Here is a 25,677-nt window from a genome sequence, read left to right on the forward strand (position 1 = left end):
GCCATGCCTGCAAGCGACCCCGGCATGCTCATCCTTGCCGACGACCTCAGTGGAGCAGCGGAAGCAGCAGCAACCCTCGGGACTCCTGTCCGCATCCTCCTCACCGACCTGAGTGGACGGCCGACCTCATCCGAGAGCGCGAATGCGGCGCCGCAGGATGTCGCGCTCGACCTCGACTGCCGCTATCTCACACCGGTCGAAGCAGCCTCACGCACACGCTCTGCACTCGAGACACTGCGAACCGAGAATCAGACCACCATCATCAAAGTCGATTCTCTGCTGCGTGGAAACGTCAGAGCACATCTGTCTGCGGCTCTGGAGAGCACGAACGGACCGGTGATCTTCGCTCCGGCACTCCCCCAGCACAACCGCACCGTCATCGGCGGCGTCCCCTACATCGACGGTATACGGCTTGCCGATACACGCGCCTGGAACATCGAAGACCATTCGGGCCCGGACAGTCTCAATGACCTCTGCCCCGAAGCACCGATGCCCCTCGAACTCGACCAACTTCGCACGAGCAGCCCGCACGAACTGGCAGCACGATTCCGGTCAAAGCGCCTCATCACCGCCGACGCCGAAACCATGGACGACATCGGGCAGGTCATCGCCCTCGCCGCATCCACCGGTGCCACCGTCGTCGGATCAGCGGCACTGGCTCGCGCCATCGCCGACAGTCGAGCCCTCAAACGCTCTGCGCCGCCCGTCGAACCGCCCGCAGCCCTGAGCGCTCCGGTCCTCTTCATTCTCGGCACGGCAGCAGATCGCATCGACGATCAGTTGGCCCACCTGCAGGCACACGCCCAAGTCGGCGTCCTCGACATCCCTGCCACCGAAGTCTCGGCCTGGAACGACAACCCCGAGAACCTGCACGTCACCGCCGCTGAGATCCGGAATCGACTGACCGGCGGCAACCTCGTCATCCGGCTCACGGACACCGGAGACGCGGTCGATCCTCGCCCGCTTCCAGGCCTCTTGGCCGAACTCGTCGCACGCTCGCTCACAGACATCGGTCCTGTCCACCTGGTCGCCACAGGAGGCGAGACGGCGCGAGCAGTGCTCGACCGCCTCGGTGTCGGGGAAGTCGTCACGATGCGCGAGATCCACCCGGGCGCGGTCCTATCTCTGGCGGGGACCACCTCGGCGAGGCCCGGTGAACATAGTGAGCTCGGTCGTGTGGTCACGCGACCCGGCGGCCAGGGAGACGACGATTCCCTCACTCGCATCCACGAAGCGCTGACCCACGGGACAGCGCCCACCCCGATCACCGCGAACACCGTCGCAAACCACGAAGGAGAACGAATGACATCGCGTCCCACAGTCGCAGTGACCATGGGCGACGGAGCCGGAGTCGGTCCAGAGATCTGCGTCGCCGCCTGCCTCGACCCCACAGTGCTCGAGGTTGCTCGGCCCGTCGTCATCGGCGATGCGGCTCGGCTCGAACAGGCCGCCGAGATCCTCGGCGTCAGTGCGTCGATCCGCGTCATCGACTCCCCGGCTGCGGCCGAGGACTCCCCAGGCGTCATCGACGTCATCGACCTCGGCCTGCTGCCTTCCGATCTGGAGTGGGGGCAGCTGTCCGACACTGCCGGCGACGCCGCATTCCGCTACATCGAGCGGGCCTCGCAGCTGGCCATGTCCGGCGAGGTCCAGGCGATCTGCACGGCGCCGCTGAACAAGGAAGCGCTGCACTCCGCCGGCCACCAGTACCCCGGGCACACCGAGATGCTGGCCGCTCTGACCGGAACCGAGGAAGTCTCGATGATGCTCTCCTCACCCAAGCTGCGAGTCATCCACGTAACGACCCACATCGGGCTCATCGATGCCGTGGCCACAATCGAGCCCGGCCTGGTTGAGCGCACGGTCCGTCGCGGGAACGACGCACTCATCAGAGCAGGAATCGAGCGGCCCCATATCGGTGTCTGCGCGATCAATCCGCATGCCGGAGAGAACGGGCTCTTCGGCTACGGGGAAGAGGCGGAGAAGATCACTCCCGCCATCACCGCACTGCAGGGTGACGGAATCGACGCTGTCGGCCCCCTCTCTGCCGACACCGCCTTCTTCCTCGCAGGACGCGGCGACTACGACCTCATCGTCGCGATGTACCACGACCAGGGACACGGGCCGATCAAGGTGCTCGGCATCGACGCCGGGGTCAACATCACTGTCGGACTTCCCGTGATCCGCACCTCCGTCGACCACGGAACGGCGTTCGACATCGCCGGCACCGGCAAGGTCGACACTGAAAGCATGAGTGAAGCCATGCGCCAGGCCGCAACGCTGGCGACCGTCTGAACCAGTCCAACACCACGATTCCAGCGCCCTCGTGCTCGCTGAGGCAACCCCAGACCACCGGCCAGGGATTCAGCCAGCCGTGCTCAACCGCGATACAGTGGCCGCACGGCTAAGAGCCGCCCATCGGCGGGCGGCGGGTTTCGACCACCGACAGCAGACATCGGAGAGTGATGAACGCAGGCGATAGACGCGAGGAGATCATCCAGCGAGTTCGGGCGCAGGGTGAGATGAGCGTCGAGACGCTCTCGGAGATGCTCGGTGTCACTGCCTCAACGATCCGGCGTGACCTCGCGCGACTCACCGACTCAGGGGACCTCGCACGCACCTACGGCGGTGTCATCGCCGTCCCCGCGGAGGCAGAGAGCACACTGGATGAACGCTCCCACGAGGCTCCTGAAATCAAACGGGCGCTCGGTGTGTGGTGCGCGCAGCAGGTACCGGCAGGGTCACATGTTCTCCTCGACGCGGGCAGCACGACTGCGCAGATCGCACGTGCGCTGCGCGAGACGACTCCGCTTTCGGTCGTGTCCACAGGGCTCACCTCTCTGCAGCAGATGACGGGCACGGAAGGGGTCGAATTCACCCTCCTCGGCGGCCGGTATCGTTCGATCAGCCAGGGCTTCATCGGCCCGATCACCGAAGTCGGGCTGGAAAAGTTCACCTTCGACTTCGCCTTTCTCGGTGCGGATGCCGTCACCGCCGAAGACGGCGTATGCGAGGCCACAGCAGAGCAGGTTCGACTCAAAGAGCTCATGAGCCGACGAGCCACCCACGTCTTCGTAGTCGCCCATTCGGCCAAGCTGGGCCAACGCCCCTTCCATGCCTGGGCAGACCTGGGCAATGGGTGGACGCTCGTGACCGATGACGCAGCTGAAGCTGAACAGGTCAAGGCATTCGAATCCCGTGGCATCCGCGTGGTCACCGTCGACGACATGGGCAAGGCTCACACCTAGAAGGACTCGTTCTCTGACACCCCCGACGGAGTCAGCCCCAGAGTTTGCAGTCGGTATGGACCTGGTCCTCGACACCTGAGATCCAGTCCTCGGCGAAGACGACGTGCCTGATTGCTCGACGTGAACTGTACGCGTAGACGACGTGGATGAGCCCATCGGAGTCGACGATTCCGTGCGGGTACTCCTGCCGGCGATTGCTGCGCAGATTGCCGGAGCCTGTGAATCCATCGCCGGGTTCGATGACCCGGCGAACCGGCCAGGTGCGGCCTTCGTCCTTGGAGACGGCGATGACGATCCTCATCCGTTCGTAGGGCCACACCACCTCGACGGGCTCGCGAGTGACCTGGTGCTCGTTTGAGACCAGAGCCAACATTCCGGAAGGCAGCAGGAATGCGCTGAGACCGGCATTGTTATTCGGCACATCGGTTGCCTCTGGCTCGGTCCAGGTCTCACCCCCGTCTTCGGATCTGCTGATGTAGACCCAGTCCGCGAAGCGGGAGCGGAACAGACACACCAGGCGCCCCGGCTCAAGCTCGACGACATTGGGATGGACTCTCCCTCCGGCGTCCGGAAATTCGACCTGCCGCCAGGCGCCGCCCTCGTCCTCGGAGATCTGAAGCACCGGCTGGTCCGAACCGTTCTTCGAATCGTCGTCGAAGCACAGCCATTGGGGATGAACCCATCTGCCGTCGCTGAGGATCTGGATCGGCTGGCGGCAGAATGTGCCTTCATGGTCGAACAGCGTCTGCGGCTGCGACCAGTTCTTGCCACCATCAGCAGAACGAATCACCTTCACTACCGAGGTGTGCTGCAAGTTGAAGGTCTCCGGCACACCTGACTGCCGCGACAGTTGAGAGGTGTAGACAAGCCAGATCTGACCGTCAGAGGCCTCGAACAGACCGGGATTCTGGTCCGATCGGATCTCGTCGTGTGTGACAGCCGCAGAGGCAGACCACGTGGCAGTGTTTGAGTCGAATCGGGAAACGAGCACGTCGATGTCCTTGTTGCCCTCATCGCTGCCACCGAACCAGGCCGCGAGCAGAATTCCATCACGCAGTGCCAGAACCGACGGAGCATGGTTGGAACGGCGATCAGTCGGGATGACTGCCGCGGCATTGCCCGAATCGTCGAAGTATCGGAGCCTGCCGTCGGCTGGCGGCTCGGATACGTGTTCAAGCCCCTCGTTCGCGAGCAGATTCATGCGTGACTCCTTTGCTGTGTGGTCCGGTCAGTGTCGCATCCGGTGCGGATCATCCGAAGGCGGTTTCGAACATCGAAGGAATCTGCATCGCAATCTGAAATCCGATGATGATCGCAATGACACCGAGAAGTGCCAGCAGCGCGGTCTGCCACTTCGGGTTCACCGCGTAACTGTGCATGTGCTTCTTCCTCGATGTCAGGAGGAGGATGCAGACGACGATGATCGGCAGGCTGAGCACAGTCGAGATCGCGGTGCCGACGATATTGAGAGAGATCAGGTCTGGCGCACCTGGAATCGTCGAGACCAAGGGGACGATGATGAACACGATCGCCTGAATCCAACGGAACGCAGGGTTCTCCTCATCTCGGCCGAGGAACTTCCGCATCGAGGGCACGGAATGGTTGATGCCGTTGATCGCGAGCTGCGCGAACCCGCGTGACTGAGGAGGGAAGCTCGTCATCGCGGCGAAGAAGATGCACATCCACAGCAGGAAGGGACCCGCCGGCCCTACCGCGACGGAGAGCATGTGTGAGAGATCGAACTCGTCAGCGATTGAGAACCCTGGATGTGCGGCGCTGAACTCGGCGGCAACGATCCAGAACAGAAGGTTGATGATGAGCAGTGGTGCCATTCCGGCGATGAGGTCGAACTGCTGAAGGCGACGATATTTCGGTCCGATCCAGCCCTTGTCCCGCATGAAGCCGGAATACAGCAGGTTCGGCATGTTGCCGGCAATCGTGCCGATGGTTGCCGAGGCGATGACGATGGGGGCGAAGGCGGAGGTGTTCTGCTCTTCGGGGATCTCGAATGCGAGTCCCTGCACGAAGCCCCCGATGTCGAAGCTGCCGATCTTGACCAGCGCGTAGACGAAGGCGACGATCATGGCGACCGATGCGAAGCGCGCGAAGTACTCGAGGACGACGAACTGTTTACGCAGCATCACCAGCGACAGGGTCAGAGCGACGATGATGATCGCGCAGTAGAAGCGGCCCCAGCCACCGCCCCATTGTCCGCCTGTGAGTTCATGCAGTCCGGTGGACGCCGCGAGAACGAAGGTGGCCTGGGTGATGAAACCGGCAACGATGACGACAGCGGCCATGATCCCCGGAAGCACGGGGGCCAGCCGTGCGAATCCGTCGAGGATCTGCGTGTCTCCGTGCCTATTCATCAGTGTGTACTTGGCGATGGAGGAGATGATGAAGGTGCGAGCGATCAAGGACAGCACCAGAGTCCACAACAGCGCATATCCGTACGATGCACCTGAGACCGAGGAACTGACGAGGTCGCCTGTGCCGAGGAAGGACATTGCCAGCACGAGGCCTGGCCCCACCGATGTGACGAGCCCGAGGCCGCGTGGCAGAGGAAGCTGATTCGGCTTCGGTGAGCCGGAACTGCCGTTCATGCTATGGACGTCCGTGGCCATGGCGTGCACTCCAGTGTGTAGACGATTGTATGGCTGCTGACCGCGGTCTCAGGGTCGCTGACACAGCGTAGTGATGCAGCAAACAATCTGCGCGGTCTACGTAGAGAGTAGACCATGCCTGCGTGTTTCGCGCAACAATTGGTCCAGATACCGGACGTTTGGCTCATTTTGCGCACAGTGGTGGAAGACTGTTGGATTGATCAGAGCTCGAGGTTGATTCCGCAGGTAAGTTCGCGGCGTTCGCCCCGTCTCGACGACGCAATGCGAAGGAGCAGAGTCCCGATGGAGTTGATCCACTACCTCATCATCGGAGCGGTGGTGCTGGGGTCTTCCTGCGTGCAGGGTTCCGTCGGGTTCGGGCTGGGAATGATCACGGCCCCGGTGCTCGTACTGCTCGAACCGAACCTGCTTCCTGCCGCGCTGCTTCTGCTCGCCACTCTCACGTCGTTCACCGCCTTCATCCGCGAACGTGCCGACGTCGACTGGAAGCTCGTCGGCTGGGGCGCGCTTGGCCGATTGCCGGGAATCGTCATCGGCACGACTGCAGTGGTGCTGCTGCCGGATCAAGGACTGTCTCTGCTCCTCGCAGTCACGGTCCTCGCCGGAGTCGGTTTCAGCCTGGTGGGCTGGTCGCCGGCTGCCAGCAATCGCAATATGTTCTTCGCCAGCAGCGTCTCCGGCGTCTTCGGCACGTCGACAAGCATCGGCGGCCCACCCATCGCCTTGGTCCTGCGCTCTCTGGATCCTTCATCGATGCGGTCCACTATGAGCGCCTACTTCACCATCGGCAGCATCCTGTCCCTGACCGGTCTGACGATCGGAGGCGAGGTCCGAAGTGAGCACCTGATCGCGGCGGCCACTCTGCTGCCATTCATGCTTGCCGGATTGTGGCTGTCGAACCTGGTGATCCGACGAGCGAACAAGACAGTTCTCTATCGTGTGGCTGTCGGCGCATCGATCCTCGGCGCGATCCTGGTCATCGGCGAGGTTGCGGCTTCCCTGCTCACACCTTGAGGTATGACAGAAACATCGACACCAATATCACCCAAGGCGACACTTATTGCCTTCTTTTCCATCATAGTGATTAAATGACTTAATCACTTTTCTCAGCTCAACGAGGAGCCGCCATGGTCATTTTCCACGCAATCATCGCAATTCTCGCGATCGTCCTGCTCATCATCCTGCTGAAAGTCGATCCAGTGATCTCGCTGGTCATCGGTGCCATGTACTACGGCATCGCGGCCGGGCTCGGCTTGGAAAAGACTCTGACGACAATTGTCGAAGGGTTCGGCTCGATCATGGCCGAGGTGGGTCTGCTCATCGGATTCGGGGTGCTTGTCGGGGCGTTGCTCTTCAATATGGGGGCATTGCAAAGATTCGTCGAACTGCTGCTCCGACTCCTAGGACCGCGGAAGCTGCCCTACGCACTGGCAGCAGCACTTACTGCGGTCTTTCCTTCGATCTACGTCGACGTTCAACTTGTGCTCGCATCGCCATTGGCTCGGAATGCTGCACCTGCGCTCGGACGTCGCGGCTTGGGCATCATGGCAGGCTCGGTCACTGCCGGCATCCTCGTCGGATACGTATTCGTGGTCCCCGGCCTCGGCACGATTTCGATCGCAGGTCTCCTGAACATTCCTCTTGCGCAGATGCTCGGCATCGGACTCGCCGTCGGTGTGGCTACGGTCCTACTGACAGTGTTCGCCTATTCTTTCCTCGTCAATCGCGGGTTCTGGAATCCCGACACCGATGAGACCGGAATCGTGCCTGACGCAGAACAGGATGATTCGTCCGAAGCTGGTGGAACCACCACCGTTCGAACTCGTCAGCCGCACTTGGCTTTGGCGCTCAGCCCGGTCTACGTACCGCTCATCCTCATTGCCACCGGAGCAATCCTGAGCGCCTTCAACGCCGCTAACTCCGTGACCGATTTCCTCGGCGATCCGGTCTTCGCCCTGTTCTTGGGGCTCGTCATCGCCTATGTGCTCTCCCAGATCTTCAATGGTCGGGAGAAGACGAATTCGTCTATGGAGGAAGGCTTCAGCACCACGGGCCAGATTCTGCTTATCACTGGTGTCGGCGGGTCTCTTGGCGAAGTCATCAGCGCCACGAACCTGGCAGACGTTCTCGGCGGCCTCTTCACCGCGAATTCGGCCGCTCCCGTCATCGTCAGCGTCCTCATCGCGTGGCTCATCGCAGCTGTTCTGCACCTGGCGATCGGTTCCATCTCTGTCGCGGCGATCGCAGCTGCCGGCATCATCGGACCCATCCTCGGTCAGCTCGATGTCTCACCGATCATCGTCGGCCTCGCCATCGGCTCGGGTGCTTTGTTCGCGCTGCAGGTCAACAGCAACTTCTTCTGGATGTTCCAGACAATGATGCAGGTGACGACTAAGGGCGCGCTGAAGGCGCTGACCTTTGTCACAGCCCTCGCCTCTGTCATTTCGCTTATCATCGTCTGCCTACTGACACCGTTCTTCTGACACCGACGAGCCCTGCGACGAATTCGCACAGCTTCTCGTCGGTGTGCGGTGCCGCCTGTTCACTGAGCAGGCGGCACCGCACTTTTCGTGGGGCACTGCCTTGCCAGACCGTGTCGGTCAGACACTCCTCAGACCTTGAGGTATGACAGAAACATCGACACCAATGTCGCAACAACGACCGAGTTGAAGCCGAAGGCGACGATGACGTTCGTGCGGACCAGTCTCCATCCTGCGCGAGTCACAGCTCGGCCCGGCAGAGCTGCCGTCATCGTCGAGGACAGCACCGCGAACGTGAGGTAGTCGCTGAAGACTCTCTCCTCCGGCATGTCGAATTCGAGTTGTCTGGCACCGGGGTTTCCACCGCCGCCGAGGTCGAGTCGCATGAATTCGAGAGCGAACGAATACACCATGACCGACCACGAGGCGACGACATTTGCCAGGCCGAGGGTGACTGCGAGGCCGACGTTGGTTTCGGAACCCATGGTGACGAGGTAAACGTTGAGGATGATCGCGATATACGCAGCGATGGCAGCCCACGACACGGCTCCTCCCGTGCCGAGATATCGTGCCCAGAATGTTCGCCTTCGCGCGAGCGCCCATCGGGAGTGGACCATGAGCTCGGTCTCGCTCAATTCGTTCAGCCCCGCGTGGGTCCACAGCAGGTAGACGAGGGCGAACACCGGCCAGGCGACGAGGAAGAGCGCGATGAGCTTCGCGAAGAGCTCACCCAGCTGCGAGGCTTCGGGCCCGAGTGGGCTGAAGTCGAATCCCAAGACCAGGACAAGTCCGACGATGAGTGCCGGCACCATGGCCACGTTCGCGCGCGTGTCATCGGAGATCGTGACGACTTGGCTGTGCGTGGGCCTCATGGCAGGACGGTTCCGCTTCGGTTGTGGCTGATGAGCTCGATTTCAGCTTAGCCCAAGGAGTGGGCCGAGCATCTGGCTTCCTTGCTCACCCCGTCTTCGGCTCAGAGCCCGGAGACGAACGCGAGGAGCTTCTCATCGCTGCGCGGTGGGCCGACGATCTGCACCGACTCGGGCTTCGCCTGCTTGGCCGCCTCAGTTGGCTTGGCCCCAGCTGCCATACAGCTGTGACTCTCCCCCACGACCGCCCCGATCGGCAACGTCACTGCCGGCCACCCGAGAACGTTGAATGGCAGCGAGTAGCGCATGAATGTCGCGGCCGAGTCTGATCCGAGTTCATCCCACGCGAGCACGTCACCGCCCATGGCTGGTGTGATGATGAAGTCAACATCGTCGAAGAACGATTCGGCGGTGGCACGCAGCTCCTCGAGCGCGACGACGTTGGACTGGTATTCAGCCTCGGTGATGTTCTGCCCCGACAGGATCTTCGCCCAGACCCCCGGCTGGTACTTCTCTCCCTGGTCATCTAAGAACTGTTTGTGCAGAACATAGGCTTCATAGCGGCGCACGATGTCGTAGTAGTCGATCCCTCGCTCGATGAGCTCCGTCAAGTGATCAGTATTCTCTGAGGTGATGGAGGCGATCGCTGAATCACCGAGGTGCCGTTCGACCCACGTCTGTACGTCTGCGGATGACTCGTCTGTGGGGTTGAGCAGGCTCAGATCGACGGTCGGCGCCTTCGCCGGTGAGGAACCTGTTGGGATTGAGCCAGACCCGTTCCCGGATATCACTGCGAATGCGGCGGTGAGCAGCGGCAGATCGCGCGCGAACAGGCCCACAGTGTCGAAGGACGGCGACAGAGGGAATACTCCCTCGACAGGAACCATGCCGAAAGTCGGCTTGAACCCGATGACTCCCTGGCAAGCGGCCGGAACTCTCACGGAACCCGCAGTATCCGTTCCCAGTGCAAGCGGCACCACCCCGGCAGCGACAAGGGCTGCCGAACCCGAGCTCGACCCGCCAGTGCACAGCGTGGGGTCGATCGGGTTGATGACTCGCCCGAAGGCGCTCTCATCACCGAGGATGCCGTAGGAGTACTCCTGGCAGTTCGTCTTCACCACCGGCAGCGCGCCTGCCTTTTCGAGGAGGCTCACGACGGGGGCGCTCGTGCTGGGGTCAGGTCCGCTGCTGACGTTCGACCCCATGGTCGTGGGGATGCCCGCCACATCGATGACATCTTTGATGGCGACGGGAACACCTTCGAGAAGACGTTTCGGCTCACCGACTGCGGCGCGCTGCACGGACTTCCGCTCAAGGGTACCTGCGCGACCCCTCATCACCGAGGTGACCGCATTGAGTTCTCGGCCGATTCCTTCACCTGCAGCCAGTGTCTGTTCGAGGCTCTGCATCGAACCCTGCTCCCCTCGTGTTGCGTTGGTTTCGTCCACGATGCTCATCGTGCCAGAAGGCGAAGCTCCGTCTCGGACGACATGCCACCACTCACCCCGGAGCGAGTCCCGTCCACGGCACCAACTGCTCGACCGCGGCCGCGACATCGAACGCGGCGCGGTCGTCGAAGGGATGGGCGATGACCTGCAGGCCTGTTGGGATCCCGCAGTCAGCCATGCCGCTGGGCACGTTGACGATCGGCACCCGGTTGCAGATGTTGAACGGCATCGTCATGTGCGCCTGCCAATAATGCTCGAGCCGCACTCCCTCACCGTCAACACCCCCAGCACCGACGCCGGTGCCGTGGACGGTTCCGGAGGTCTCACGCCCGACGCCCGACGAGTCGACCGTGATCCCGTCCAAGTAGCTCGAATCGGCCTCGAGACCTGCCACCGCCGAGGTGGGAGCCAGGAGGACATCGAATCCCTCCATTGCGGTCGCGAGTTCCGCTTGAATCTGTGCCTCCGCGGCCAGCCCCTCGTAGAAGGCATGACGGCTGGCGACCGCCTCGGCGTCGGCCATGAACTGCAGCGTGTAATCGGCGAGAGTATCCTCATGCCCGCGGGTCGAGGTCCGCATCGCGGGCGCGAGGAGATGGCCGAAGTGAGTGAACGCGGTTTCGAAGATCCGCTCTGCCGTCCACGGCAACTCGATCTCCTCGACGATTGCACCCGCAGCTTCCAGCGCCGAGGCGACTGCACGGGTATTGGCAATGATGTCCTGGCCGACGGGGAAGTCGCCCAAGCGCAGGCACAGTGCGATCCGTCTCCCCTTCAATCCGTCGACCACCTCGGCGGAAGAGGCGTCGAAGCCGTCGAGGAATCCAGACGATTCGATCGTTGCATGATCGCTGGGATCGACACCGACCATCACACGGGCCAGCAGGGCGGTGTCGGCGACGGTGCGCGCCATCGGCCCGTCCCCGCGGTACCAGTCCCCGGCCAACGGCTGCAGGCCGGGGATCCGACCGTAGGGTGCCTTGAACCCGACGGTGCCGGTGAAGGCGGCGGGCAGCCTCGTCGATCCGGCGATGTCCGATGCCGTCGCCAGGGGACCGAAGCCCGCTGCCAGGGCGGCACCGGAACCGCCCGATGACCCTCCGGGTGAGAGTTCGGTGTTCCACGGATTGCGGGTCACGCCCCACATCGGCGAATGGGTGATCGTCGCACAGCTGAGTTCCGGAGACGTCGCCCTGGCATGCACGAATCCCCCGGCCACACGGATGCGGCGGATGATCGCGGCCTCGGCGTCGGCCACCGTGTCTCGTTGGTGCATGAGGCCCTGGGTCAGTGTGCGGCTGGTGAGCGCGTGCTTCTCCTTGGCGATCACAGGCAAGCCGAGCAGGGGCTGGGAAGCGGTCGCCTCGGTGAGGTCATCGGGTGTCGCCGATGCGTAGAATGCCTCCGCCTCATGCGCCGAGGTGACCGCCTCCTCCACGACCTCCGTGACCGCATTGATGCGATCGTCGCCGGTGGTGATGCGTCCGATCTGCGCACTGAGGTACTTGACCGGAGAGAGTTCCTTCGACCGGAACTTCGCGAGCGCTTCGGTTGCCGACAGCGCCCACGTTTCGCTGCCGCTCATGCCCGGGCCTCGACGACGGACTGACCGATCCACACATCGCCCTCGCGTTCCTCACTGAGTTCCCCGTTGACCAACTCCATGGCGACCGACGTCAGTACCCCGAGACCACGGATCATGTCCTCGTCGGTGGTGAACTCGCGTTCGCAGTGGGAGACGCCATCGACGCTGGGCACGAACATCATCACGGCGGGTACCCGGTGGTTCATGGCCACAGAATCATGGCCGGCCATGGTCTCGAGGCGCCGGATCGACAGCCCCTCATTGGCCACGGCCTTCTCGGCCAGTTCAACGCCGGTCTCCGGGAAGTAGAGCTTGCCGCGGACATCGAAATCCTCAACCTTGATGGTGATGTCGTGCTCCAAGGCGATGTTCGCGATCTGCTGGTGCAGGGAGTCCCGGGCAGCTTTGACGATGTCCGGGTCGGAGGAACGGAGATCGGCGACCATATGCACGCGGCGGGGTACGACGATGGGTGAGTTGGGTTCGACGACATGCTGGCCGACCGAGGACACGAGCGCCTCGTCGGCGAACTCGTTGACCACGTCGGCGACAGCGAGGACGATCTTGGAACCTGCGACGAGAGCATCGTGGCGATCGGCCATGGCGGTGGCGCCGGTATGGGACTGTTCGCCGAGGACGTCGATGTCGAGCTTCTGCGTATACCAGCTGGATTCGACGACCCCGATGTCTGTGGCCTCGCGCTCGAGGATGCGTCCCTGTTCGATGTGGATCTCTGCGTAGGAGATCGCCTCGGGTGGGGTATCGGTGCCGTCATAGCCGATGGCGGCGAGCGCCTCGGCGACGGAAGTGCCCTGGAGATCTTCCACGGCGAGCATCTCGTCGAGGTCGAAGAGCCCGGCGTAGACCGAACTGCCCATGATGGACGGGGCGAAGCGTCCGCCCTCCTCGTTGAACCAATTGACGACAGCGATGTTGAACCGCGGCTTCTGCCCGGACTCGGCGACGTTCTCCTTGACTCGCAGAGCTGCGAAAAGGGCCGCGATGACTCCGTAGGCACCGTCGAAGCGACCGCCGAGGGGCTGGGAGTCCAGGTGTGAGCCGATGAGGACGTAGGGGGCTTCGGGGACGAGTTCGAGGCAGGCGAACATGTTGCCGATCGCATCCACACGAACGTCGAAGCCGTTTCCTTCGGCCCAGCCGCGCATCCAGTCACGGCTCTGTTTGTCCTCGAGTGTCAGTGCCTGCCGGTCGACTCCGTCGTTGTCGGTGGCCCCGAATGTGGCGACGTGGTGGAAGTCGATGAGGAAGGTGGAATCGCTGGAGGCGACCGCGGTCGAGGCGACGGTGCTCGACGAGGCCGGGGAAGGGGTGGTCATGGTGCGTCTCTTTCTGTTGCTGGGCTGCTGTTGAAGTGAAGGTCGGTGAGAGCCGGCCCAACGAGGTGGCCTGTCGATCAGCCCAACCGGCCCCGGGTCTCGGGGAGGCGGGTGATGAAGATGAGGACGAGGACGATCACGGCGCAGATGGCCATGTAGTACCCGGGTGCGGTGTTGACTCCGGTGATGTCGACGAGCCAGGTGCCGACGAACGGGGCGGTTCCGCCGAGGATGGCGTAGGAGACGTTGTAGCTGATCGCCGCCGAGGTGAACCGGGTCTTCGTGGAGAAGCGTTCGCAGAAGAAGGTGTAGCAGCCTCCGCCGTAGCAGCACAGGGAGATGACGAAGATCGTCTGCCCGAGGAATGCCAGGCCCATGTTTCCGCTCGTCACCAACCCGAATGCGGGGATAGAGGTGACGGCCAAGAGGATGGAGCCCGCGATGAGCATCGGCTTGCGCCCGACCCGATCTCCTATGGCTCCGGCGATGGGCAGGAAGATCGTGTAGCTGGCCATCGCGATCGCGTTCGTCAGCAGCGACTGCTCGCGGGTGAGATCGCCGGTGGTCTGGATGTAGGTGACGAAGTAGGCCGAGAGCATGTAGAAGCCCAGAGCGGTGAGCCCGAGGACGAAGAAGACCTGGAGCATTCCCACCGAGTTCTCGCGGAAGGAATCACGGATCGGGCTGAATTCCTTCGGGCGTTCGGCCGCGGTCTTCTTGAACAGTTCTGACTCGTCGGTCCGCGAGCGGATCCAGAGACCGACAGCTGAGAGCGGCAGAGCCAGGAGGAAGGGGATCCGCCAGCCCCAGGAGTCGAAGGAGGCATCGCTCATCACCGTCGAGAGCAGCAGGATGAGGCCACCGGCGAAGACCGAGGGCAGTGCGGTGGCGGCCAAGGTGATGTTGATCCACAGGCCGCGCTTGCCCACCGGTGCGTGTTCGTAGACGAAGGAGGGTCCGCCGACCGATTCGCCGCCGGCGGAGAAGCCCTGGCCCAGGCGGGCGAGGATGAGAAGGATGGGGGCGAACCAGCCGATCTGGTCGAAGCCGGGCAGTACGCCGATGAGGGCGGTGCAGATCCCGACGAGGAAGATCGTGATGGTCAAGGTCTTGCGCCTGCCGACCTTGTCACCGAGGGCACCGAAGAACAGCCCACCGAGGGGACGCATGACGAAGGCGACGCCGAATGTGGCGAAGATGACGAGCAGCCCAGTGACCTTGTCGCCGTCGGGGAAGAAGTACTCGGAGAGGATGACGGCCGAGAGCCCGTAGAGCGTGAAGTCGTAGAACTCGACGAACTGGCCGATGCTGCCGCCGACGAGCACCTTCTTCTGCATGCTCGTGGTCTTGCCGGTGTGTTTCGGTTGTGTCTCCGGCGTCGCAGGTGTCGCGGACATAGAAGCTCCCTTGCCTAGTCCTCAGGTGTGGGAACCATTGTTGCCCGAACCAACCCATCAGTCCAACAGATAATGTTTAACCCAGGCATCGATTCAATCTATGAGCTTGAGGCTGCGGGCCCCAGGATCTCGCGGGTGAGTTCGCTGAAGGCTCGGGCACGTCTGCTCAGACGCACCTCCTTGGGCCACACGATGGCCAGGTCGATACTCGGGAACTCATCGAGCAGAGGCACATCGACCGTCATCGACCCGATATAGGTTCCCGAGGACACGCTCTGGCTCAGCAGCGAGTAGCCGTGGCCCATCGCGACGAATGACCGCACGGTTTCGTAGCCGGCGAAGCTGTGGCGCACATTCGGCACGATGCCGGCGATGCGGAAGAGTTCGTCGTAGTACTGCCGGGAGAAGGGCATATCGAGCTGAATGTAATCCTCCTCGGCGAGTTCGCGCAGATGGATCGGGCCCGGTCCATCCGTTCCCCCGCCGAGGCGATGGTCGAGTGAGACGAGAGCGTGGGGGTGGACGACGTCGATGAGGTACGAATCGAAACGGTCGGTCAGACCCAGCGTGTATGTCAGCGCGATGTCGCACAGTCCGGCGATGACTGCCGTCTGCAGTTCGTGGAGGTCGGCTTCGAAATAGTTGATGCGCACGCCCGGGTAGCGCTTCTCGAATTCGGCGTGGATGAGCGGCAGGCGAGTCGGTGCGATCGGGGTGAAGACGCCGACGCTGAGGCTGCCGGTGAGGGATGCGGCGAGGCCGTGTGCGGTCTCCCCCAGTGCGTCGGAGGATTCGAGGAACGGATTGACCTCGAAGAGGAAGCGTCGGCCAGCGGGTGAGAGCACCACCGAGCGGTTCTTCTGACGGACGAACAGGTCGATGCCCAGGGTTCGCTCGAGCTGAGCCATCGCTGTCGAGATCGCCGACTGGGTGACGTTGAGATGTTTGGCTGCCTCTGTCATGTTCTCCCTGCGGGCAACCTCTTGGAAGTACCGGAGTTGAACGAGAGTGAAGTCGAGGGCCATGGTTCACATCTTCCCATGGGCAAGCTGTGGGGGCCGCTCAGCCGTGGAGGCCGCTCAGCTGTCGGTCTGCCCCTCAACTGTCGGTCTGAGGGGGTTGGAAATAGACTGAGCCCGTGCTTGCCTTTTCAGCGGTCGATGACCTGCCCACGCTGCCCCATGATGTTCTGGCCTCCATTCCGAGCCCGAGTGTCTCCAGCTTCTCGCTGGGCCCTCTGACGATCCACTTCTATGCGCTGTGCATCCTCGCCGGAATCATCATCGCCATCGTGCTGACCAATCATCGTCTGACCAAGCGCGGAGTCGAGGAATGGCAGGTCCTCGACATTGCAACTCTGGCCGTCCCGATGGCCATCATCGGGGCCAGGATCTATCACGTCATCACGCACTACACGGACTACTTCGGCCCTGGTCGCAATCCGTGGAACCCCTTTGAGCCGGGCTCCGTATGGGCGATCTGGGAGGGCGGGATCGCGATCTTCGGATCGCTGATCGGCGGCACGCTGGGCGCGCTGATCATGTGCCGCCGACTCAACATCAAACTGACGGCACTCCTCGACGCCATCGCTCCGGGACTGATCCTCGCCCAGGCCTGCGGGCGCTTCGGCAACTGGTTCAACCAGGAGCTCTTCGGTCAGCCGACGACTCTGCCCTGGGGCCTGGAGATCGACCCGAACAATCCGGCCTTCCCACCCGGGCTGCCCGTCGACACCCTCTTCCATCCCACGTTCCTCTACGAAGTCATCTGGAACAGCCTCGGCGCCCTGGTTCTGCTGTGGCTGGGACGCCATCTGTTCTTCCAGTGGGGACGTCTCTTCGGCATGTACCTCGTCTGGTACGGCGCCGGCCGCGTCGTGTGGGAATCCATCCGCCTCGATCCCAGCTTCGTCGTTCTCGGCCTGCGCACCAATGTGTGGGCGGCAATCGGTGCGGTTGCCCTGGGTCTCCTCATCATCGTCGTTCAGAGGCTGCGCCACCCCGAACCCGAAGAGTCACCATTCATCAAGGGCCGGAAACCCGAGGCCGAAACCGCCGACTGAGCTGCACCGCTGATGGACTCAGCTCGCGTTGCCCAACCCGACACCACGCTTGAAGGTACCAGCCAGTAACATAAATGTTATGCACTTCACGCGAATGCTCTTTCACCTGCTCAGATCCCGCCGCCGTCCCGCGCAGGACATTTGGGATGGCTACTCCCTCCCTCTGCGGGTCCTGCCGACCGAGATCGACATCTTCATGCACGTCAACAACGGCATGTACTTCTCGATCATGGATCTGGGTCGGATTGACCTGATGGTCCGCAGCGGAGTCTGGAACGCCCTCCGCGACAAGGGGTGGAGCGGCGTCGTCAGCGCCGAGACTATCAGCTTCCGCAAGTCGCTCAAGCTCGGCCAGCGCTACAGTGTGGAAACCAAGATCATCGGGATCGATGAACGTGCCGTGTACTTTGAGCACCGCATCGTGGTCGACGGTGAGATCTATGCCCGCGCCTTCGTTGCCACTCGGCTGCTCTCCGAGAACGGCACGGTCTCCAAGGACGAAGCCATCGAGGTCTTCGGGCCGCCACCGGAGGGTCTGGAACTGCCCGAATGGATCCACGACTGGCGACTGCACAATTCACTGCCCAGTTCCAGGCGGCCTGCCTCACATAGTTGGGCCTAGCCGCTAGTTGGGCCTAGCCGCACGACCTACTCGTGCACGGCAGACACTGCAGAGCCAGCGGCAGACTTCACCCCTGTGTGATCCAGTCGCGCAGCTTACCGAGACCCTCGTTGATCTCGTCGACTCCGATGCCGGAGTAGGCCAGACGGATGTAATGTCGGTCCTCCCCGCCCTGTCTCCTGCCGAAGTGCTCGCGGGTGCAGAACGAGACTCCAGTGTTATGGAGCGCCTCGGTGGAGAAATCCGCGAGGGTGGCAATCCCTTTAGCTTCCATCGCTTCGGTGACATCAGGGAAGACATAGAACGTCGACCCGGGAGTGGCCACGCTCATTCCCGGGATCGAGTTGATGATCGAGCATGTGGCATCACGGCGTTTGCGCAGCACCTCGAGCATCCGCCCGACGGAGTCCTGTGGCCCCTGGAGCGCGGCGATGCCCGCCCACTGGACGTATTGGGTGGTGCAGGATTCGTCGTTGGTGTTCATCGTGGAAATCGCTCCAGCGACCTCCGGTGGTGCGACGGCACAGCCTAGCCGGGATCCCGTCATCGCGAACTTCTTGCTGAATGTGTAGAGGATGACGGTGCGCTCGCGCATACCGTCGAGTGCGGCGATGGACGTCGAACGGCCCTTGTAGCGCATCTCGAAATAGGCTTCGTCGGACAGAACCCAGAGGTCGAATTCCTGCGCGATCGCGGCGATCGCCTCACGTTCGGCATCGGTGGACTCGGCCGAGATCGGGTTCTGCAGATCGTTGTAGATGATGGCCACTGTCTTGTCATCGATGGAGGCCCGCAGATGGTCGAGGTCGATGGCGAACCCGTCTTCAGTGGGCACATACCTGTAGGGAAGCGCGGTCCCACCGAGGTACTCGATCTGGGATTCATAGATCGGGAACCCCGGGTTGGGGTAGAGCACGCCTTCGCCCGGATCCATGACCGCCTGGAGGAACTTCGTGATCACCGGCTTGCCACCGGTGGTGACGATCACCTCGGCGGGGTCAATGCTCATGCCTCGCCGGGATCCGATGTCTGCTGCCAGTGCAGCACGCAGCTCCGGAATTCCGGGGCCTGGGCAGTACCCGGTCTTGCCATCTTTGATGGCCTGGTCCATGGCCTCAACGATGTGGCCTGCCATGGGGAAGTTGAGGTCGCCGAGGTGGAAGGGATAGACCTGGTTGCCCTGAGCCTTCCAATCGGCGGCGGCCTGGGCGACCCGGAACGCGGTCTCGGTGCCCAGGTTGTCCAGGCGTTGAGCAGTCTTCATTGTCGGCTCCTTTGTGCAGGCGGGATGACAGTGGTGTCGGACGGCGTACTCGCACCGCCCGAGAACCGTCGCTTCCCTCACGATAGATCACCGCAACCTCGAATGTCAGCGGTGACCGGGCGGTCAATTCGCGGCCATCGCGCTGCGCCCGGCCAACAGGCACCATAAGCCGATGACCAAGAACACTGGGGCGCCGAGCATACCGCACCAGAAACTCGGAGCCGCGAGGCCTCGCGGCAGAAAGAACGCCACGATCGCGATCAGTGTGATGAGCGCACCGGAAAGGTGGAGAACAGGTTGGGCGAAGACGAAGGCCAGTGCGAAGAAATGGATTCCGACGATCGCGAGAATCAGCGGGGCGACCCATTCGGAATGGCCAGAATGAATTGCGAGGAAGCCCAGCACCCCGCCGGCGATGACCTCCACCCAGACGACGACGATGTAGACAGTGAACGCAGTGGTACCGGTGCTGATCGCGCTCGGTTCGCCCCAATTGCGGATCGCTATGAGAATGCTGGGCACTGCCAGCACCAGTCCTGCTGCCCCGAGCCCACCGAGGATGAATCGATACGAAAAGTGGCTGGGCGGCTCTTCCTGAGCCCACCCGGACCACACGAAAGCTGCAATAGAGAACACCGCGCTGATCATCACGAGGTCGCGCGGAAAGGACTGGTCGATCATCGTTGACCCTTTCGCAGTAATCGGCCGTGCCTCGAGTCTATCCACAGTCGGTACACAACCGCAGGATGCCTAGACTGGCGGCCATGGACCTCACGATTTTCACATTGGCTCAGCGCCCGGACCTCAAGGACGAGCTCCTCGACCTGGAGAATACGTGGCCGGAATTCATCCGGAACGATCCGCTCGGCGACCTCTACTATCAGCGGGACGCTCTCGCCCAGTTCGCCGATCACCTGCTCATCGCCCACACCTCCGCGGACGGGATCGTGGGCAAGGCACATGCGATTCCCTTGCGGTTCCAGGGCGAGCGCCTGCCCGAAGACGGATGGGACTGGGCGATACGACGCGGCATCCAGGCACAGGTCCTGGGTGAGGTGCCGAACATGTTGGCCGCCCTCGAGATCTTCGTGCGTTCTGACAAGCAAGGGCTGGGGTTGTCCGGAAAGATCCTCACCGCGCTGCGAGAGCATGCGAAGGATCAGGGATTCGCCGAGGTGGTCGTTCCGTTCCGCCCCAATGGCAAGCACGACATCCACGAGCCGATGACTTCCTACGCTGATCGCACAAGGGAGGACGGCCTGCCTGTCGACCCCTGGCTGCGCACCCATATACGCGCAGGTGGAATGATCGACAGCGTGGCGCATCGCTCGATGGTCATCGCCGGAACACTTGCCGAATGGCGCACCTGGACCGGTCTGCCGATGGATGTTTCGGGGCCGATCGAGGTTCCGCAGGCGCTGACGCCCGTGCTCTGCAACGTCGAGCACGGCACTGCCGTCTACATCGAGCCGAATGTGTGGGTGCGGCACCGAACTCGGGTGTGAGATCCTTCTGGCCTGCTTCAGCGCCGCAGGCACGACAGACGCAGAGCCGCCATCGAAGAAGATGTGGTGGCGACTCTGCGTCGAATTGTGCGCTCAGCAAGACAGTGCCGATGTGAACCGCGGAACCTGACAACGGACCTGTCTCATTGGAGCTGCACGGAATCAGAGCGCCATAGTCACAGACTTCACCTGTGTATAGAGCTCAATGCTCTCAGGCCCGAGCTCACGTCCCCAACCCGACTGGTGGAACCCGCCGAACGGAAGTGCACTATCGAGTGCATGGTAGGTATTGACCCACACCGAGCCGGCATTCAACCTGCTTGCGACTCGATGTGCCCGGCTGAGGTCTGTGGTCCACAGTCCCGCCGCCAGTCCGTATTCGCTCTTGTTGGCAGCCTTGATCACTTCGCTCTCGTCGGAGAAAGGAATTGAGACAGCAACCGGCCCGAAGATCTCTTCTCGCACGATCGACATGTCTTCGGTCGTGTCCGTGAAGACAGTCGGTTCCACGAAGTAGCCTGAATCGCCGTGGCGATTGCCGCCCACCAACGCGTGCGCTCCCTCTTCCTTACCCGCATTGAGGTAGCCGACAACCCTGTTCAGCTGTTCTTCCGACACCAGCGGAGTGATCGCAGATTCGGGATCGTTGCCCGGGCCTACCTTCAAGGTCCGCACCTGCTCGGCCAGGGCTTGGTTGAACTCGTCATAGATCTTTTCGTGCACATAGACTCGGGTACCGGCTTCACACGCCTGGCCCGAGTTCAGCGTGAAGCCTTGTAGGACCCCACCCACAGCGCTGGGGATGTCCGCGTCTTCGAAGACAATGTTCGGAGATTTGCCTCCGAGCTCGAGCGACACCTTCTTAAGATTGCCTGAAGCTGCGTTGACGATCTTCTTTCCGACCTCGGTCGAGCCGGTGAATGCCACTTTGTCTACATCCTCGTGACCCGACAGTGCAGCTCCTGCGTCCCCGTACCCGGTGACGATGTTGACGACTCCAGCAGGGACACCGGCCTCAACCATGATCTGGCCGAGGAGCAAAGCTGTCAGCGGTGTCTGCTCTGCCGGCTTGAGGACGAGAGTGTTACCAGTGGCGAGCGCGGGAGCGATCTTCCACGCGGCCATGAGCAACGGGAAGTTCCACGGAATGATCTGACCGCAGACCCCAACAGGCTCACGCCGAGTATAGGAATGAAATTCGACTTCGGTCGGAGCCAACAGCATGGAGGGGTTGTTCGTTGCTCCTTGGATCTTCGACGGCCACCCTGCATAGTAGCGGAAGCAGTCTGCGGCGGCGCGCACGTCGAAGGCATGGGCGATGCCGATCGGTTTGCCGTTGTCCAGGGATTCCAATTCCGCGAAATCTTCTACTCGTTCCACGATCGCTTGGGAGATCCGCCACAGCAGATCTTCGCGCAGATTGGGCCGCAGCCGAGCCCAAGAGGTTTCCTCGAAGGCGGTGCGGGCCGCTTTGACCGCACGGTCGATGTCTTCCGGTCCTCCTCGCGGAACCTCAGCGAGGACGTCCCCGGTGGCGGGATCATAGGTGGTGAAGGTTTGCCCGGAAACGGAGTCACACCATTCGCCGTTGATCAACATCTTCTGAGGCTGCTTGAGGAACTTGCTGATCTGGGGTGACTGGACCGTCGTTCGGGTCTCAATTGTTGGACTCATGATGACTTCTCTCCGACCGGCCCTGCTGGCCAGTCTGTGTTCGTGTAACGTCCGAAAAACACTCTCGATTCGCCTCAGAATGAGGTGATGATGGAGCGGATGACTTCGCCCTTCTTCAGCATCTCGTAGCCTTCATTGATCTCGCTCAGAGAGATCTCGCGGGTGACCAGGCCATCGAGTTCGAATCGACCTTGGACGTACATGTCCGCGTACAGCGCTATATCTCGTTTGACGTTGGTCGAGCCCATCAGCACGGCCTGCAGGCTCCTCTGCGCGAACAGATCAGCCAGAGATGAGTCGAACGAGGTGGTGGCACCGGGAGGGGCGATTCCGATGAGGTAGGCAGTTCCACCCGGACGAGTCATCTCCTGCACCTGTCGCTGAGTGGCACTGATTCCGATGACTTCGAAGGCATGGTCGACGCCCCCAGTCAGCTCTTGGATGGCAGCCACTGCATCCGTCTCAGCCGAATTGATGACATCGGTGGCGCCGAACTTCTTCGCCGCTTCAAGTTTGCTGTCGACGATATCGACTGCGATGACGTTTTTGGCACCGCAGAGCCTGGCACCGCTGATGGCGTTGAGGCCGATTCCGCCGGTCCCGACCACCGCTACTGTGTCGCCGGGTCGGATGTGAGCGGTATTGATCGCAGCACCGGCACCCGTGACCACCGAGCATCCGAGAAGTGCGGCCTGGGGGAATGGAATCTCGTTATTGACAACGGCCAGCTGATTCTCATGCACAAGCACCTGTTCGGCAAAGCCGCCGACGTTGACCGACTGAGCGATCGCAGACCCATCGGCGAAGGAGATCCGGGGACTCTCATCTTCCCCACGAGAGACGGCGGCAGGGTTCAGACACAAGGTGCTGTGGCCAGCCAGGCACTCGGCACAGGCACCGCAGAATGGGATCAGGCAGGCGACGACGTGGTCACCGACTTTCATGCTCGTCACCCCGGATGCGACAGATCTGACCACTCCGGAGATCTCGTGACCGCCGACAGCTGGCAGTGGCATTCCGTAGTCGTGGTCGATGAGGTGGAGGTCAGAGTGGCACAGCCCTGAGGCTTTGACGTCGACGAGCACTTCGCGCCCTCGGGGGTCGTCGATCTGTACATCGTGGGTAGTGAATTTGCCGCCCACCTCGGTGGCCAATGATGCTTTCATCGGAATTTCCCTTCTCGGTTTCTGATGTGGACCATCGACCACTGCGAGCTGCAACGGTGCGATGGCTCTTGTCCAGGCTAGGGTCGAACCGATATGAACAAGCGTCCACATATGAAACACTCTGCATACGTCCGCCTGCTCAGCTGCGCCAGTCCATTTCGGACCTATCATCGGACTGCTTGTGCCGGACACTCTTGTGAGATAGGTTTCAAAAGCACGACGAGATGAAGAAGTCTTACGCCCTTGGAGGTCACGTGCCGCAAGTTACATCGCGCAGAAGCGAAGTGGACTTTGCATGGAAGCGCTCGCAGCTGTGTGGTGTCACCCACGACTCTCTTCCGGAGAACCTCACAGACACGACGAACCTCTTCCCTGCGAAAACCGCGCTGCTTCGCGCCGCAGGCGCCACCTTGAGCGCTGTCGGCGATGAGCTCGCCGGGTTGGATCTGTCTCTGCTGGTGGCAGATCGTTCGGGCCTTCTCGTGCAGACGGTCGGCGGAGCACAGTCCCGGATCGGGGCGCAGGTCGAACAACGCGGGCTGATTGCCGGCGCAGACCTCAGCGAAGAGAAGCTCGGCTTCAACGGCATCGGAACCGCACTGGAGACAGGTCGCGGAATCACCGTCGACGGCGACGAACACTTCGTCGAAGCATTTCGCGATTTCTCCTGCTTCGGCATCCCCATCATCCACCCCGGCAGCAAGAGGCTCGAAGGCGCGCTCAATGTCACCGCTCCGACCGAATCGACTACTTCTCTGCTCGAGGGTTTCGGCCGAACGATGGTGCATCAGATCGAGCAGCAGCTCCTGCAGAACACGTATCACGACGAGTACTCTCTGATGTCCGAATTCCTCCAGGCTTCCCGAGGCACAGATCAGGCGGTCTGTGCCATCGGCGATGAGACCGTGATGAGCAATCAGAAGGCCGAGGGGCTTCTCGAACACATCGACTATGGCGTGCTCCGGAGCACGATTGCCGAGGCACGCCTCGCACGCTCGTCCCAGGCTTCCATCGCAGTCGCCTCCGACCGCCTCGTCGCAGTGGATATCCGTTACATTCGATCCGGCGGAGAAATTCTCACGCTGCACCCTCTGTGGCAGAAGAAGGCGACGATTCCTCGCGGTCGCCCACGCGCGAATATGGCCGGAGACGTGTGGGGAGGCCGTTTGAAAGCGGTGCAGGGGCGTTCGGGCTCAGTCGCGGTAGTCGGAGAGCCGGGCACCGGCAGAACCAGCGCGGCCCGCGAGGCATCCCGCCCTCTCGAGCCCACCCTCATCGATTGCGTTGACTTACAGACTGCTGGCGCTCAGGTGTGGTCCAAACGTCTGCAGAAGGCAGTGGGCGCCACCACCGGAGCACTCATCATCGACAATATCGATCTTCTGCCGACGGCACAGCTCAGTTTTCTCCGCCAGCTGGTCAGCGACGATGCTTCCAGTGCCCGAATCGTCATCACCGCGGATTCTCACGCTCAAGAGGCAGACGAGCGTCTTCGCTCGGTTCTGTCAATGGCAGATCAATACGTGGAGCTCCCCCCGTTGAGAGAACGAGTAGCCGAGTTTCCGATCCTCATCGAGGCGATGGCGCAGAAGATTGCCAGCAAGAAACGCTTCACATTCTCTGCAACCGCATCACAGGGACTGGCCCGAGCACATTGGCCCGGCAATTTAGTGCAGCTCCGAAAAGTCCTCATGCAGGTGTTGGCCGAGCGAGCCAGCGGGCAGATCACCCTATCCGACCTGCCCGAAATCTATCGACGCGATCAGAATCAGCCTCTCTTCGGATTGGATCGGGCCGAACGCGCGGCGATCGTCGAAGCCATGGCAGCTGCGGAAGGCAACAAGAACCAGGCCGCCCGAGCGCTGGGAATGAGCCGAACGACTCTTTACCGGCGTCTGCGGAGCTTGAAGATCGAGTACTAGTACCGACAAGCCCGCGGCACGGTGTTCTGGGCTTCGGCTCAGCCCTCGCTCGGAGCGATGAACAACTTCCGCAGCGGTGCCTCGTCGACACACCAGCGGGTCTTCATCCCGTCCTCAAGCCGGACCAGCGACCCCGGTCCCAATTCAACCGGAGCCAATGCGGGTTCGTCGAACTCGATCCGGCCGGTGCCGCTGATGACGAGGAAGACTTCCTCACCTTCGACGTCGCGCATCGCCCCGGCGCCCATCTCCCACAGCCCGTATTCGGCTCCGGCAATCGTGCCCAGCTCTGCGAACGCGGTAGTTGCGTCCGGGGCCGTATTTCTTCCCGTCGCCGAGGCAGTCGCATCCACCCGCTGCCAGTCCTCGATGGGCCCGTGGTCGAGAGAATAGTCGTGGGTGCTGATCGGCTCCATTGCGCTCATGGAATCAGTGTATCCAGCAGCCGGATCGATCGCGCTCCGTGATTTATGA

21 protein-coding genes are annotated in these 25,677 nt (G+C 62.1%); 8 read left to right on the top strand and 13 right to left on the bottom strand.

The window, feature by feature from the left end:
• The first annotated feature begins 3 nt into the window (after positions 1–3).
• Positions 4–2,295: a 4-hydroxythreonine-4-phosphate dehydrogenase PdxA gene (pdxA, locus tag HU144_RS01840; RefSeq protein ID WP_235349882.1), complete on the top strand. Its 2,292-nt coding sequence runs from the start codon at positions 4–6 to the stop codon at positions 2,293–2,295.
• A 170-nt stretch (positions 2,296–2,465) separates the two neighbouring features.
• Positions 2,466–3,248, top strand: a complete 783-nt coding sequence (locus HU144_RS01845; protein ID WP_235349883.1) for a DeoR/GlpR family DNA-binding transcription regulator — start codon at positions 2,466–2,468, stop codon at positions 3,246–3,248.
• A 31-nt stretch (positions 3,249–3,279) separates the two neighbouring features.
• Here HU144_RS01845 and HU144_RS01850 read toward each other — a convergent pair whose 3' ends face one another.
• Entirely contained in the window at positions 3,280–4,449 is a 1,170-nt protein-coding gene (locus HU144_RS01850) for a sialidase family protein (RefSeq protein ID WP_235349884.1), read from the bottom strand.
• Between the two features lie 49 nt (positions 4,450–4,498).
• Positions 4,499–5,851, bottom strand: a complete 1,353-nt coding sequence (locus HU144_RS01855) for an Nramp family divalent metal transporter (protein WP_235349885.1) — start codon at positions 5,849–5,851, stop codon at positions 4,499–4,501.
• A 303-nt stretch (positions 5,852–6,154) separates the two neighbouring features.
• On the opposite strand from HU144_RS01855, the gene HU144_RS01860 reads away from it, so the two are divergent.
• Both HU144_RS01860 and HU144_RS01865 read left to right on the top strand, forming a co-directional pair.
• The gene (locus HU144_RS01860; RefSeq protein WP_235349886.1) at positions 6,155–6,886 is read left to right on the top strand and encodes a sulfite exporter TauE/SafE family protein; all 732 of its coding nucleotides are present in this window, start codon (positions 6,155–6,157) and stop codon (positions 6,884–6,886) included.
• A gap of 113 nt (positions 6,887–6,999) precedes the next feature.
• Positions 7,000–8,355, top strand: a complete 1,356-nt coding sequence (locus HU144_RS01865; protein ID WP_235349887.1) for a GntP family permease — start codon at positions 7,000–7,002, stop codon at positions 8,353–8,355.
• 128 nt (positions 8,356–8,483) lie between these two features.
• Here HU144_RS01865 and HU144_RS01870 read toward each other — a convergent pair whose 3' ends face one another.
• From HU144_RS01870 to HU144_RS01895, 6 genes are all read right to left on the bottom strand, one after another.
• The gene (locus HU144_RS01870) at positions 8,484–9,224 is read right to left on the bottom strand and encodes a DUF1345 domain-containing protein (protein WP_235349888.1); all 741 of its coding nucleotides are present in this window, start codon (positions 9,222–9,224) and stop codon (positions 8,484–8,486) included.
• A 101-nt stretch (positions 9,225–9,325) separates the two neighbouring features.
• On the bottom strand, positions 9,326–10,669 hold the full coding sequence (locus tag HU144_RS01875) for an amidase (RefSeq protein WP_235349889.1): 1,344 nt from the start codon (positions 10,667–10,669) through the stop codon (positions 9,326–9,328).
• Between the two features lie 52 nt (positions 10,670–10,721).
• Entirely contained in the window at positions 10,722–12,254 is a 1,533-nt protein-coding gene (locus tag HU144_RS01880) for an amidase (protein WP_235349890.1), read from the bottom strand.
• Positions 12,251–13,591, bottom strand: coding sequence for a M20 family metallo-hydrolase (locus tag HU144_RS01885; protein ID WP_235349891.1), 1,341 nt, complete (start codon positions 13,589–13,591; stop codon positions 12,251–12,253). The genes HU144_RS01880 and HU144_RS01885 overlap by 4 nt, the downstream gene beginning before the upstream one ends.
• Positions 13,592–13,668: 77 nt before the next feature.
• Positions 13,669–14,988, bottom strand: coding sequence for an MFS transporter (locus HU144_RS01890; RefSeq protein WP_235349892.1), 1,320 nt, complete (start codon positions 14,986–14,988; stop codon positions 13,669–13,671).
• A gap of 98 nt (positions 14,989–15,086) precedes the next feature.
• Complete coding sequence (locus tag HU144_RS01895; RefSeq protein WP_235349893.1) at positions 15,087–16,013, bottom strand: LysR family transcriptional regulator; 927 nt, start codon at positions 16,011–16,013, stop codon at positions 15,087–15,089.
• A gap of 113 nt (positions 16,014–16,126) precedes the next feature.
• Here HU144_RS01895 and lgt point away from each other — a divergent pair, with 113 nt between their 5' ends.
• Both lgt and HU144_RS01905 read left to right on the top strand, forming a co-directional pair.
• On the top strand, positions 16,127–17,050 hold the full coding sequence (lgt, locus tag HU144_RS01900) for a prolipoprotein diacylglyceryl transferase (protein ID WP_235349894.1): 924 nt from the start codon (positions 16,127–16,129) through the stop codon (positions 17,048–17,050).
• A 79-nt stretch (positions 17,051–17,129) separates the two neighbouring features.
• Positions 17,130–17,672 (top strand): acyl-CoA thioesterase, encoded by a 543-nt coding sequence (locus tag HU144_RS01905; RefSeq protein ID WP_235349895.1) that lies wholly within the window; start codon positions 17,130–17,132, stop codon positions 17,670–17,672.
• A gap of 67 nt (positions 17,673–17,739) precedes the next feature.
• On the opposite strand, the gene HU144_RS01910 is transcribed toward HU144_RS01905, so the two are convergent.
• Both HU144_RS01910 and HU144_RS01915 read right to left on the bottom strand, forming a co-directional pair.
• Positions 17,740–18,936, bottom strand: a complete 1,197-nt coding sequence (locus tag HU144_RS01910) for a pyridoxal phosphate-dependent aminotransferase (protein ID WP_235349896.1) — start codon at positions 18,934–18,936, stop codon at positions 17,740–17,742.
• 123 nt (positions 18,937–19,059) lie between these two features.
• The gene (locus tag HU144_RS01915) at positions 19,060–19,617 is read right to left on the bottom strand and encodes a hypothetical protein (protein WP_235349897.1); all 558 of its coding nucleotides are present in this window, start codon (positions 19,615–19,617) and stop codon (positions 19,060–19,062) included.
• A gap of 83 nt (positions 19,618–19,700) precedes the next feature.
• Here HU144_RS01915 and HU144_RS01920 point away from each other — a divergent pair, with 83 nt between their 5' ends.
• Entirely contained in the window at positions 19,701–20,441 is a 741-nt protein-coding gene (locus HU144_RS01920; RefSeq protein WP_235349898.1) for an N-acetyltransferase, read from the top strand.
• Between the two features lie 162 nt (positions 20,442–20,603).
• On the opposite strand, the gene HU144_RS01925 is transcribed toward HU144_RS01920, so the two are convergent.
• Together HU144_RS01925 and HU144_RS01930 are read right to left on the bottom strand one after the other, a co-directional pair.
• Positions 20,604–22,115, bottom strand: a complete 1,512-nt coding sequence (locus HU144_RS01925) for an aldehyde dehydrogenase family protein (RefSeq protein ID WP_235349899.1) — start codon at positions 22,113–22,115, stop codon at positions 20,604–20,606.
• A 74-nt stretch (positions 22,116–22,189) separates the two neighbouring features.
• Positions 22,190–23,281, bottom strand: coding sequence for a zinc-binding dehydrogenase (locus HU144_RS01930; RefSeq protein ID WP_235349900.1), 1,092 nt, complete (start codon positions 23,279–23,281; stop codon positions 22,190–22,192).
• Between the two features lie 284 nt (positions 23,282–23,565).
• Between HU144_RS01930 and HU144_RS19330 the strand changes: the two genes are divergently transcribed.
• The gene (locus HU144_RS19330) at positions 23,566–25,203 is read left to right on the top strand and encodes a sigma-54-dependent Fis family transcriptional regulator (protein WP_235349901.1); all 1,638 of its coding nucleotides are present in this window, start codon (positions 23,566–23,568) and stop codon (positions 25,201–25,203) included.
• Positions 25,204–25,241: 38 nt separating this feature from the next.
• Here HU144_RS19330 and HU144_RS01940 read toward each other — a convergent pair whose 3' ends face one another.
• Entirely contained in the window at positions 25,242–25,628 is a 387-nt protein-coding gene (locus HU144_RS01940) for a cupin domain-containing protein (RefSeq protein ID WP_235349902.1), read from the bottom strand.
• Positions 25,629–25,677: the final 49 nt, after the last annotated feature.

This window comes from Brevibacterium sp. UCMA 11752 (genome assembly GCF_021532235.1).
GTDB lineage: Bacteria > Actinomycetota > Actinomycetes > Actinomycetales > Brevibacteriaceae > Brevibacterium > Brevibacterium antiquum.

What these genes read in the sequence shown, in the direction of transcription:
- pdxA (WP_235349882.1), top strand. Translation starts at nt 4, where the DNA reads ATGCCTGCAAGCGACCCCGGCATGCTCATCCTTGCCGACGACCTCAGT.
- HU144_RS01845 (WP_235349883.1), top strand. Translation starts at nt 2,466, where the DNA reads ATGAACGCAGGCGATAGACGCGAGGAGATCATCCAGCGAGTTCGGGCG.
- HU144_RS01850 (WP_235349884.1), bottom strand. Translation starts at nt 4,449, where the DNA reads ATGAATCTGCTCGCGAACGAGGGGCTTGAACACGTATCCGAGCCGCCA.
- HU144_RS01855 (WP_235349885.1), bottom strand. Translation starts at nt 5,851, where the DNA reads ATGAACGGCAGTTCCGGCTCACCGAAGCCGAATCAGCTTCCTCTGCCA.
- HU144_RS01860 (WP_235349886.1), top strand. Translation starts at nt 6,155, where the DNA reads ATGGAGTTGATCCACTACCTCATCATCGGAGCGGTGGTGCTGGGGTCT.
- HU144_RS01865 (WP_235349887.1), top strand. Translation starts at nt 7,000, where the DNA reads ATGGTCATTTTCCACGCAATCATCGCAATTCTCGCGATCGTCCTGCTC.
- HU144_RS01870 (WP_235349888.1), bottom strand. Translation starts at nt 9,224, where the DNA reads ATGAGGCCCACGCACAGCCAAGTCGTCACGATCTCCGATGACACGCGC.
- HU144_RS01880 (WP_235349890.1), bottom strand. Translation starts at nt 12,254, where the DNA reads ATGAGCGGCAGCGAAACGTGGGCGCTGTCGGCAACCGAAGCGCTCGCG.
- HU144_RS01885 (WP_235349891.1), bottom strand. Translation starts at nt 13,591, where the DNA reads ATGACCACCCCTTCCCCGGCCTCGTCGAGCACCGTCGCCTCGACCGCG.
- HU144_RS01890 (WP_235349892.1), bottom strand. Translation starts at nt 14,988, where the DNA reads ATGTCCGCGACACCTGCGACGCCGGAGACACAACCGAAACACACCGGC.
- HU144_RS01895 (WP_235349893.1), bottom strand. Translation starts at nt 16,013, where the DNA reads ATGGCCCTCGACTTCACTCTCGTTCAACTCCGGTACTTCCAAGAGGTT.
- HU144_RS01905 (WP_235349895.1), top strand. Translation starts at nt 17,130, where the DNA reads ATGCACTTCACGCGAATGCTCTTTCACCTGCTCAGATCCCGCCGCCGT.
- HU144_RS01910 (WP_235349896.1), bottom strand. Translation starts at nt 18,936, where the DNA reads ATGAAGACTGCTCAACGCCTGGACAACCTGGGCACCGAGACCGCGTTC.
- HU144_RS01915 (WP_235349897.1), bottom strand. Translation starts at nt 19,617, where the DNA reads ATGATCGACCAGTCCTTTCCGCGCGACCTCGTGATGATCAGCGCGGTG.
- HU144_RS01920 (WP_235349898.1), top strand. Translation starts at nt 19,701, where the DNA reads ATGGACCTCACGATTTTCACATTGGCTCAGCGCCCGGACCTCAAGGAC.
- HU144_RS01925 (WP_235349899.1), bottom strand. Translation starts at nt 22,115, where the DNA reads ATGAGTCCAACAATTGAGACCCGAACGACGGTCCAGTCACCCCAGATC.
- HU144_RS01930 (WP_235349900.1), bottom strand. Translation starts at nt 23,281, where the DNA reads ATGAAAGCATCATTGGCCACCGAGGTGGGCGGCAAATTCACTACCCAC.
- HU144_RS01940 (WP_235349902.1), bottom strand. Translation starts at nt 25,628, where the DNA reads ATGAGCGCAATGGAGCCGATCAGCACCCACGACTATTCTCTCGACCAC.